Below are 9,643 nucleotides of genomic sequence, written 5' to 3' on the forward strand. Positions count from 1 at the left end.
AAATAGTCTGATTATTTATGTTGCAAGATAATATTTATAAATAGTTGAATCGCATCAGGGAAAACATCTTCATCTAGATCAAATCGTGGATGATGGTGTGGATATTGGCTTTTTTCACCACCCATACCTACAAAAACAAATGCTCCAGGCTTATGTTGTAAATAATAAGAAAAATCTTCTCCACCCATGACTGGTTCGACTATCTTAAATGCGGTATCTCCAAATTGTTCCCGTACAATCGATTCAATAAATCGCGATTGTGTTGGATCATTGACGAGCGGAGGTGTTCCTAAAATAAAATCGATTTTTCCTTCTGCTCCAAATGCTCTGCAAATTCCTTCTGTTAAACTTACCATTTTTGTTTTAATGATTTTTACAGTGTTCGGTGTCAATGCTCTGATCGTTCCAGTTAATTTTGCTGTATCAGGAATAATATTATAAGTGGTTCCCGCCTGTATATTACCAACTGTAATGACACCCGCATCGATAGGATTGACATTTCTACTTATGATACTTTGAAAAGCTTGCATTAAATGGCTGGCTATATAAATAGGATCAATTGTTTCATGTGGCATTGATCCATGGCCACCATACCCTTGAATTATAATTTCAAAATCATCAATAGAGGCCATCATCGGCCCATGTGTTAAACCTATCTTTCCTTTCTCTAAACCTTGCCATAAGTGAATGCCAAAAATAGCATCTACATCTTCCAACACACCTTTTTGAATTAATAAATCAGCACCACTTGGGGTGATTTCCTCTGCCGATTGAAATATAAGCTTGATATTCGGCTCGATTTTCTCTCTATTTAAGCTTACCCATGTTGCAACTGCTAATAAAATCGCAGTATGACCATCATGGCCACACATATGAGCAACACCTTGCCTATCTGAAATATACGGTTTGTCTCCCTCTTCTTTTATAGGTAAGGCATCTATATCGGCACGTAATGCGATAGTTTTTGTTCCCTTTGTCCCTTTTATAAATGCCACTACACCTGGAGGTTCGTAATCTAGAATTTCTATATCTAACTTCTCTAGTCTTTTGCGAATAAACGCACTTGTTTCATATTCTTCACCTGAAAGCTCTGGGTATTGGTGCAGATGACGGCGATCTTCTATTGCCTTTTCTGTTAATTTTTTTATATTCATTATTTCCATTGTTAAACTCCTTTAGAAAGGTCCGTATTGTATGACTTGTGCAATAATGAGCGATATTACCGCAACTGTTACTTGAATAAGCATAAACGGAAAAATCCACTTTATCCATTTACCCCAAGGAATACCCGCAATTGATAATCCCGCCATTAAAAAACCTACTGTTGGGAAAATAATATTCGACATACCATCTCCAAATTGATAGGCAAGTACGGCTGTTTGTCTTGTAACACCAATCATATCTGATAAAGGTGCCATAATTGGCATCGTTAAGGCAGCCTGTCCACTTCCTGATGGTACTAAAAAATTTAAAAATAACTGGAAAATAAACATCCCTACTGCATTTAGTGCAGGTGGAACTGAATCAAGTAATGCAGATGTGTAAAAGAGAATTGTATCAATCAATCCTGAGTTATTGAAAATCACTAAAATAGACTGAGCTAACCCAATGATAAGAGCGCCACCAACTAAATCCCCTGCACCCTTCATAAATGAATTAGCAATATGCGAAGGTGATAATTTTCCAATAAGCCCCATTAAAATACCAAACAATAAAAATAAACCAGCTATTTCAGTAATGTACCAACCTAGTTTTACAACCCCGTACATCAATACGATAAAATTCAAAAGAAATGTACCCATAACAAGCTTATGTCTGATTTCCATTTTCGCATTACCCTGTACGAAATCACCCTCATCATTGCGGAAATTCCCATAAAAGCCAAGTTCAGGATTGTTTTTCACTTTTTTTGCATAGCGATAAACATATATTGTTGCTACTGTGTATAAGACAATAAAAATGACAATTCGAAAAGCAATTCCCGAAAATAATGGCAAGCCTGCAACCTCTTGTGCTATTCCTACTGTAAACGGATTCATAACAGCTGCCGAAAATCCGACAGATGCACCTAGAATAACGATAGCAAAACCCGTAATTGCATCAAACCCTAGGGCAACAGCAAGCGGTGCAAGAATCCCTACATATACAATCGTTTCATCAGACATCCCCATTAATGACCCAGCACAGGCGAAAAACAACATTAATACTGGTATTATTAACATTTCGCGTTTAGCCATTTTTACAGATAGCATGGCGATAAAGGATTCTAATGCTCCTGTGGCTGATAGTATTCCAAAGGTACCTCCTACTATCAATACGAAGAAAATAATACTTGCTCCTTGCATCATGCCAGAATGTACACTGCTAAAAATATCTAAAAAGCCAATGGGGTTCATATCTGTAAAACTAAATGTCCCAGGTTGAATCACTTGACGTCCATTAACTTCTTCCCGTTGAAATGAACCAGCTGGAATAAAATACGTTAAAATGGATGATACAACAATAAGGCAAAAGATTAACACATAAACATTAATTCCTTTTTGTTGTTCTATTTCTTTATTAGCTATAAATTTACTCATCCGCCATCCTCCTTAGTTGAATCATTGAATAGAAATAAATTTTATGACCACTATCAATACGTAACATATCTCTCCAACATAAAAAGCCATCCCCTTTTTTTGAAATTTCCGTCTTATTCATTGTAATTGATAAAAAAATAAATAAAAAATTACTATTTTGAATAGTTACTATTGATAAATTTACATATAAATTCATCGGGATACATCCAAAAATGAAAAAGAACGTTACATCCCTGTGGTTTCACCAGGCTGTAACATTCTTTTCATTTTTTCGATATACAAACTAATTAAATTGTTTTCCATGTGTCTTTAACTAAATCAATAAATGTGCTTACATTACTAAATGTTTTAGCATTTTGAGGAAAAATTAAATAAGTAGGTAACTTTTTAGGGAATCGGTACAGAACTTGAAGACTCCCTTTGGTTACCTCTTTTTGAATAATAATATCACTCAACAACGCTAGACCCACTTGTTCCAATACTGCTCTTTTAATTGCTTCCTCGCTTCCAAATTCCACTATTGTTTGTGGCTTACAGTTAATTTCTTGCAGACAGCTGACAATACAGTCATCCATTCCATAGGTTATAAAGGGATAATCATCAAATATTTCCTGCACAGTACGATCTTTTATAATAAGCGGATTTCCAACCAATACTAAATCCTCTTCCTCCAATAAAATCCCCTCTACACCAGCGTAATTAGGGTATCCAGCTACAAAACCTATATCTGCTTGGTTTGAACTAACAAGTTTGGCTGTTTCTTTACTATTGGCACAAAGAAGTTTTAGGTTTACCTGAGGGTACTGTTTTAAAAACGAGCCGATAATATGCGATAAATAATAGCCACAATAAAACTCTGGTGCAGCGATTGTCAGATGACCAAATGGCTTTTCGAAATTCTTCAAATCCTGTTCCATTTCTTCAATAATCCCAAATAATTGATCTGTATGTTCTTTTACTATTTTTCCTACTTGAGAAAGAAACATTTTCTTGCCCATTCGATTAATTAAGATATGCCCTAACTCTTCCTCTAACGCTTTAATCTGTTGGCTAATTGTAGGCTGGCTATAATTTAAAATTTCAGCCGCTTTTGTAAAGTTGAGGTAAGTTGAAACAACATGAAATGTTTTCAAATTACGCAAATCCATCTCTATTCACGTCCCTGCTATATAATTAAGATAAATGATAAATACATTCCCTTCTTAAAATTTAATTATACTTACATCGACTATGTACGTAAGAAGGTTTTTCTTTCCAGCAAGCTATCCATCAACACAAAAAACATGCTACCGATTTAGATAGCATGTTTCTTATTTTTTATTGAAGTGCTTTAATGCTTTGCAAGCCACCATTTTCAAGAATGGCTTTACTGATCGCCTTACCTGTTGGTGTTGCTGCTAGACCGCCTCGTGCCGTCTCTTTAAGATTAGGACTCATAGATTGTCCAATGCGATACATAGCACCAATTACTTCATCACACGGAATACGACTTGTTACACCAGCAAGTGCCATATCCGCCGCTACAAGGGAGTTAGATGCACCCATAGCATTGCGTTTGACACAAGGGACTTCAACCAAGCCAGCCACTGGATCACAAACAAGACCTAGCATGTTTTTTAGTGTAATGGCAAACGCTTCGGAACATTGCTGAGGTGTACCTCCAGCCATTTCGACAATAGCAGCGGCAGCCATACCTGCAGCTGAACCAACCTCTGCCTGACAACCGCCAGCAGCCCCAGAAATGGAAGCGTTATTGGCTACCACAAATCCAAATGCTCCTGACGTAAATAGATAACGAATCATTTGATCACGAGTTGGATTTAGTTTGTTTTTTACTGCAAACAGTGTTCCTGGTACTACACCTGCTGAACCTGCTGTTGGTGTTGCACAGATTGTTCCCATTGCAGCATTTACTTCATTAGTTGCAACCGCTTTACTTACTGCATCTAATAATAAATCACCTGAAAGTGACTTTCCTTGTGCAATATAATTTTGGAGTAATACGGCATCCCCACCAGTTAAACCTGTTACTGATTGCACACCTTGTAATCCACGTTCAATTGCTTCTTCCATCACTGTTAGATTTCGATCCATTTGCTGGATGATTTCTTCACGCGTTCTACCAGTTATCAATATTTCCTGTTCAATCATAATTTCTGATATTAATTTATCTTCTTTCTCTGCTCGTTCAACAAGTTCACGAACATTATGAAATAAAACGTCCATCAGGGGACACCTCCTTAGTTATTAATTTTTGAGACCTTTGTAATATATGGAATTAAAGATATTTGCTGTAGCACCTTATCCTCAATGTTTTGATCAACTTCAATCACCATTAAAGCAGTTAAACCACGTTCGATACGTGATACTTCCATATGCCCAATGTTGACTTCATGCATCGCCAAACAATTGGCTACATTGGCAATACAGCCAGCACGATCATCATGAACAACAAGAATAGCTGGCATACCACCAGTTAAACGTAACTTAAAGCCATTGACTTCACTGACTTCAATTTTTCCGCCACCAATTGAAATACCGACTACTGACATTTCCCCTTCATCGTCTCCAATGACAAGTCGAGCCGTATTTGGATGCTCAGTATTAGCTGTTTCAGGAATGAATTCGTATTCTAATCCTGCTTTTTTGGCATCTTCAAATGCCGTTTTAATGCGATCATCAAATGTATCGTAATTTAATAAGCCTCCTACAATTGCAACATCTGTACCATGCCCTCTATACGTTTCTGCAAATGATCCATATAAATGAATTTTTGCCCATTTAGGTTGTCTACCAAATAAATCCCTTGCAACACGCCCGATGCGAGCTGCTCCTGCCGTATGAGAGGAGGAAGGCCCAATCATGACTGGTCCAATAATATCAAATACTGAAGTAAACTTCATACAAACACCCCTCTATTCTATCCGTATAATAATATTTAATTTTATTTATATCATGCTTGATAGGTACTATAAAAGTAAAGCATTTAATTTATCAACTTTCAGAAAATTACCACTACTATAATTTATAGTAAATATTTATGCTTATTTATTGTCCGCACCATATATACACAACTATGAAAGCTTTGCTATTTTAATATTTCCAAATTTTATATCCTGTGGGTACGTACATTGAATGATTCATATTTAGTACGTTTTTAATAAATTTAATCCAACATTCTCTTTGTAGCATAAACAAAAGCAGTACACGTTTTGTGCACTGCTTTCTTTACGGAATAGCAAAGTAGCATGTAATTATTCTACTGAAATAATATATGGATATAACCCTTGTTTACCATCAAATAATTCAACTTCTACATCCGGATAGTTCTCTTCTATGAAAGCTACCAACTCAGAGGCAGCTTGTTCAGTTGTATCTTCCCCATAGATCACTGTAACTATCTCAGCATCTTCATCGACTAAATCCTTAATTACTTTTTCAGCTGCATCCTTTAGTGCTGGTGTAGAAAGGACAATTTTTCCTTCTGCCAATGCCATAAAATCATCTTTGTGAATTTCAACACCATCAATAGATGTATCACGCACTGCATAGGTAACTTGACCTGTCTTCACATTTGTAAATGCTTCTGACATTGTTTTTTTATTTACATCAACAGTCGCCTCTGGGTTAAACGCTAAAATCGCTGCCATTCCTTGAGGAATCGTCTTCGTAGGAACTACTGCTGCATCAATTTCTAATAGTTCAACCGCTTGCTCCGCTGCCATCACTATATTTTTATTATTCGGTAAGATTAATACTTTCTCTGCTCCGATTTCTTGTACAGCCTTCACAATATCTTCAGTTGAAGGATTCATTGTTTGACCGCCTTCAATGACATAGGAAGCACCGATAGAGCGCAATAATTCTGCCACACCCTCACCCATAGCAATCGTTACAATAGCATATGGATGTTTTTCTACTTTTTTAGCAGGCGTAGGGGCTTTATGTTCCTCGCCAACGATTGCTGAATGCTGCTCACGCATATTATCAACTTTAATTTTTATAAGACTACCGTATTTTTGGCCAATTGATAGAACAGAACCTGGTTGCTCGGAATGGATATGAACCTTCGCAATTTCCTCATCTGAAATAACAAGTAAAGAATCACCTAAAGGATTTAATTCATTACGGAATTGTTCTTCATTAAAAGGTTCTTTTCCTTCTTCTAAGCGTACCATTATTTCTGTACAGTAACCAAATTCAATATCAGCAGTGTTCATGAAATCTTGGGCTCTATGATGTTCTGCATTGATTAAATCATCTAGCGTCGCATCATTTTTCTCCGGAAGAGCCTCCCCCTTTAAGGAAGCTAAAAATCCCTCATACACAAATAGTAAGCCTTGACCACCACTATCTACCACACCCACTTCTTTTAAAACAGGCAGTAGGTCAGGTGTACGATCCAACGATGCCTTTGCCTCTGCTGTAAAAGCTTCCATTACGGCAATGATATCGTTTTCAATTTCTGCTACTTCTAGACCTTTTTTCGCAGCTTCACGTGCCACTGTTAAAATTGTTCCTTCTACTGGCTTCATAACAGCTTTATATGCCGTATCAACACCCGCTTGGAATGCTCCAGCAAAGCCCTTTGCATCAATTGTTGACTCCTTCTCAATAAACTTCCCAAAACCACGGAATAACTGAGATAGAATAACGCCTGAATTCCCACGCGCTCCCATTAACAAGCCTTTTGATAATGCCTGTGCTGTTTTACCAATATGCTCTGAAGCAGCATGCTCTGTTTCCTTTGCACCAGATGTCATTGATAAGTTCATATTTGTACCTGTATCACCATCTGGAACGGGGAAAACATTTAATGAATCTACATAATTTGCATTTTGGTATAGGTGATGCGCCCCCATTTGTACCATTTCAGCAAACTTTATACCGTCTAAAGACTGCATTCGATTTAGTTCCTCCTCTTAATTCGCTACACGAACGCCCTGTACAAAGATATTGACAGATTTTACGCTCATACCTAATGTTTTATCTACTGTATATTTCACTTTCGATTGTACTTGATAAGCCACTTCCGAAATTTTTGTCCCGTAACTAACAATAATGTACATATCTATATGTAAATCGTCGTCCTGTTGTCGAATTACAACACCTTTTGCGAAGTTTTCTTTACGTAAAATATCAGTTAGACCATCACGAATTTGATGTTTAGATGCCATGCCAACAATACCGTAGCATTCTACAGCAGCTCCACCAGCAATTTGTGCAAGTACATCTGTTGAAATATCAATTTGGCCGAATTCATTGTTTAATTCAATTGACATAGAAATGCCCCCTTGGCTCTTTTTGACTAAACTATATTGTAACACTTTCGTTATAATTTAAGCAACCTAAGGGGGTATTGAAGGGCTTCGTAGCAACGTTTTCTGACTTCAAATAGACGCATTTGCTTCTTCATCAAAAATTGCCATTTTGCAGAAATAGTTATTTCGTCCGTTTTGCTTTGCCAAATATAGCGCTTGGTCAGCTAATTCACAACATGTTTGTAAATGCTCATATTTTGCGATTTTAGCTTGACACATTCCAATACTAACAGTAACTTGTTGGGCAATAGTAGATTGTAAATGTGGGATATTAAGTTGTCGAATTTCTTCTAAGATTTCTTCACATATGGGTTCAGCAACCTTATGAGTATGCTGGCTTATCATAACAAATTCCTCGCCACCCCAACGGGCAACAAATGCATTATATTTCCCTGCAATTTCCTCCAATAGAGATGCGACTTTGACAATTGCAGCATCTCCCTGCAAATGACCATAATAATCATTAAATTTTTTAAAGCAATCAATATCAATCATTATGACTGTTAAAGGCTGTGTTTGAGAAAGTTGCTGTCCTATCTTATTCAATTTTTGATTAAATGCACGTCGATTAGGTAGATTCGTTAAAGAATCTTTTAATGCTTGCTCTGCTAATTCATTATTTTTAATTGCCAACAATTTTGATAGTCGCTTCGTTTTGGTCATTTCCTCATTCAATAAAATATGCTGGGTATGGATTTGTTTACGAACCTTATAGGTCTGATATTGAATCATTACACCAACAGGTATTAATAATGACATGGGTAATATAATTTTTATATTTCCACTCGCTATTCCAGCACTCATATATGCACTCACAATAATGGCTGATGCAGAAAGCAAAATAATCCAAACAATTTTTCGTAAAGGTAACGCGAATACTGTACAAATAATGATTAAAATAACCTCATACAGTGCTGCATGACGGAAAAAGTAAACATCCAATACCGATATCGCAGTAATCAAAAGCATTATTGTGTAAATATAAACAACAACCAACCGTTCATACTTCTGTATAGTAACAGGAGTAATATGAATTCGCTTTTCTCGGATAAACAATAATACTGCAACATCTATATAAAACATAGCGATATGAATGGCAATATAGACGGGAACCATGGCTCTTTCCGCCTTCACAAAAAATACCTCTCCATAATGTATTAACGAAATAATGGCTGATACATACATGAGTGTCCAAGCAACTATTCTCATCCCTTTTAAATTCGACTGAACCATTTCTTCGCGAATAGAAAAAGCTAATTTTTCTTGATTTTCCATCATGCTCTCTCCTCATGTCCACTTTCAAATAATTATAATGTCCTATATGTATCGTCATGATAACGAAAAATACAAGTCAATCTAAATTTTTCTGATAAATAAAAAAGTTGATACCTTTATAGCATCAACTTTTTACATTGTATTCAATTAAATATCGAAAAATTTATATGGCTAAAATAGACTTTTAATAAGCGTGTCAATCATAACAGGCATCTCTTTAAACGCACTATCCACATGCAATCGCTCTGTTTTTTGATGGGCATCCTTACCAAATGGTCCGACATTTAATACAGGACCTTGTAATGCTGCCATCTCTTTGAATGGAATATGGTACGTATCGCCCCATACAGGTGTGTTCCGCTCAAATGCTAGCCACTCATTGGATGCATCTGAATAGTTGACATAGCTTAAATCACAAATTCCGTTAAAGTAGTGGATCTGCTCCACCTCAATATCAAATGTTTGAGC

The 9,643-nt window shown here is 36.5% G+C and carries 9 protein-coding genes and 1 pseudogene; all 10 read right to left on the minus strand.

What is annotated here, in order from left to right:
- Positions 1–11: 11 nt before the first annotated feature.
- Positions 12–1,163: a M20 metallopeptidase family protein gene (locus tag JIN86_RS08505; RefSeq protein ID WP_004269424.1), complete on the minus strand. Its 1,152-nt coding sequence runs from the start codon at positions 1,161–1,163 to the stop codon at positions 12–14.
- A gap of 12 nt (positions 1,164–1,175) precedes the next feature.
- A complete protein-coding gene (locus tag JIN86_RS08510; RefSeq protein ID WP_004269425.1) occupies positions 1,176–2,579 on the minus strand; it encodes a YfcC family protein in 1,404 nt (467 codons plus the stop codon).
- The gene (locus JIN86_RS08515; RefSeq protein ID WP_004269426.1) at positions 2,572–2,775 is read right to left on the minus strand and encodes a hypothetical protein; all 204 of its coding nucleotides are present in this window, start codon (positions 2,773–2,775) and stop codon (positions 2,572–2,574) included. Before JIN86_RS08515 ends, JIN86_RS08510 begins: the two co-directional genes overlap by 8 nt.
- 91 nt (positions 2,776–2,866) lie before the next feature.
- Complete coding sequence (locus tag JIN86_RS08520) at positions 2,867–3,727, minus strand: LysR family transcriptional regulator (protein WP_202341670.1); 861 nt, start codon at positions 3,725–3,727, stop codon at positions 2,867–2,869.
- 169 nt (positions 3,728–3,896) lie between these two features.
- A complete protein-coding gene (gene sdaAA / locus JIN86_RS08525) occupies positions 3,897–4,805 on the minus strand; it encodes an L-serine ammonia-lyase, iron-sulfur-dependent, subunit alpha (protein ID WP_202341671.1) in 909 nt (302 codons plus the stop codon).
- Positions 4,806–4,819: 14 nt separating this feature from the next.
- On the minus strand, positions 4,820–5,482 hold the full coding sequence (gene sdaAB / locus JIN86_RS08530) for an L-serine ammonia-lyase, iron-sulfur-dependent subunit beta (RefSeq protein WP_004269429.1): 663 nt from the start codon (positions 5,480–5,482) through the stop codon (positions 4,820–4,822).
- 351 nt (positions 5,483–5,833) lie between these two features.
- Positions 5,834–7,483: a DAK2 domain-containing protein gene (locus JIN86_RS08535; protein ID WP_202341672.1), complete on the minus strand. Its 1,650-nt coding sequence runs from the start codon at positions 7,481–7,483 to the stop codon at positions 5,834–5,836.
- An 18-nt stretch (positions 7,484–7,501) separates the two neighbouring features.
- Positions 7,502–7,861: an Asp23/Gls24 family envelope stress response protein gene (locus JIN86_RS08540; protein WP_004269431.1), complete on the minus strand. Its 360-nt coding sequence runs from the start codon at positions 7,859–7,861 to the stop codon at positions 7,502–7,504.
- Between the two features lie 108 nt (positions 7,862–7,969).
- Positions 7,970–9,175: a GGDEF domain-containing protein gene (locus JIN86_RS08545; RefSeq protein ID WP_202341673.1), complete on the minus strand. Its 1,206-nt coding sequence runs from the start codon at positions 9,173–9,175 to the stop codon at positions 7,970–7,972.
- Positions 9,176–9,346: 171 nt separating this feature from the next.
- Positions 9,347–9,643: pseudogene (locus tag JIN86_RS08550) on the minus strand (amino acid degradation protein); the annotation flags it as partial.

Origin of the sequence: Lysinibacillus sp. HST-98, assembly GCF_016757845.1 — a bacterium.
In the GTDB taxonomy this organism is placed as follows: Bacteria; Bacillota; Bacilli; order Bacillales_A; family Planococcaceae; genus Lysinibacillus; species Lysinibacillus capsici.

What these genes read in the sequence shown, in the direction of transcription:
- JIN86_RS08520 (WP_202341670.1), bottom strand. Translation starts at nt 3,727, where the DNA reads ATGGATTTGCGTAATTTGAAAACATTTCATGTTGTTTCAACTTACCTC.
- JIN86_RS08515 (WP_004269426.1), bottom strand. Translation starts at nt 2,775, where the DNA reads ATGAATTTATATGTAAATTTATCAATAGTAACTATTCAAAATAGTAAT.
- sdaAB (WP_004269429.1), bottom strand. Translation starts at nt 5,482, where the DNA reads ATGAAGTTTACTTCAGTATTTGATATTATTGGACCAGTCATGATTGGG.
- JIN86_RS08545 (WP_202341673.1), bottom strand. Translation starts at nt 9,175, where the DNA reads ATGGAAAATCAAGAAAAATTAGCTTTTTCTATTCGCGAAGAAATGGTT.
- JIN86_RS08505 (WP_004269424.1), bottom strand. Translation starts at nt 1,163, where the DNA reads ATGGAAATAATGAATATAAAAAAATTAACAGAAAAGGCAATAGAAGAT.
- JIN86_RS08510 (WP_004269425.1), bottom strand. Translation starts at nt 2,579, where the DNA reads ATGAGTAAATTTATAGCTAATAAAGAAATAGAACAACAAAAAGGAATT.
- sdaAA (WP_202341671.1), bottom strand. Translation starts at nt 4,805, where the DNA reads ATGGACGTTTTATTTCATAATGTTCGTGAACTTGTTGAACGAGCAGAG.
- JIN86_RS08540 (WP_004269431.1), bottom strand. Translation starts at nt 7,861, where the DNA reads ATGTCAATTGAATTAAACAATGAATTCGGCCAAATTGATATTTCAACA.
- JIN86_RS08535 (WP_202341672.1), bottom strand. Translation starts at nt 7,483, where the DNA reads ATGCAGTCTTTAGACGGTATAAAGTTTGCTGAAATGGTACAAATGGGG.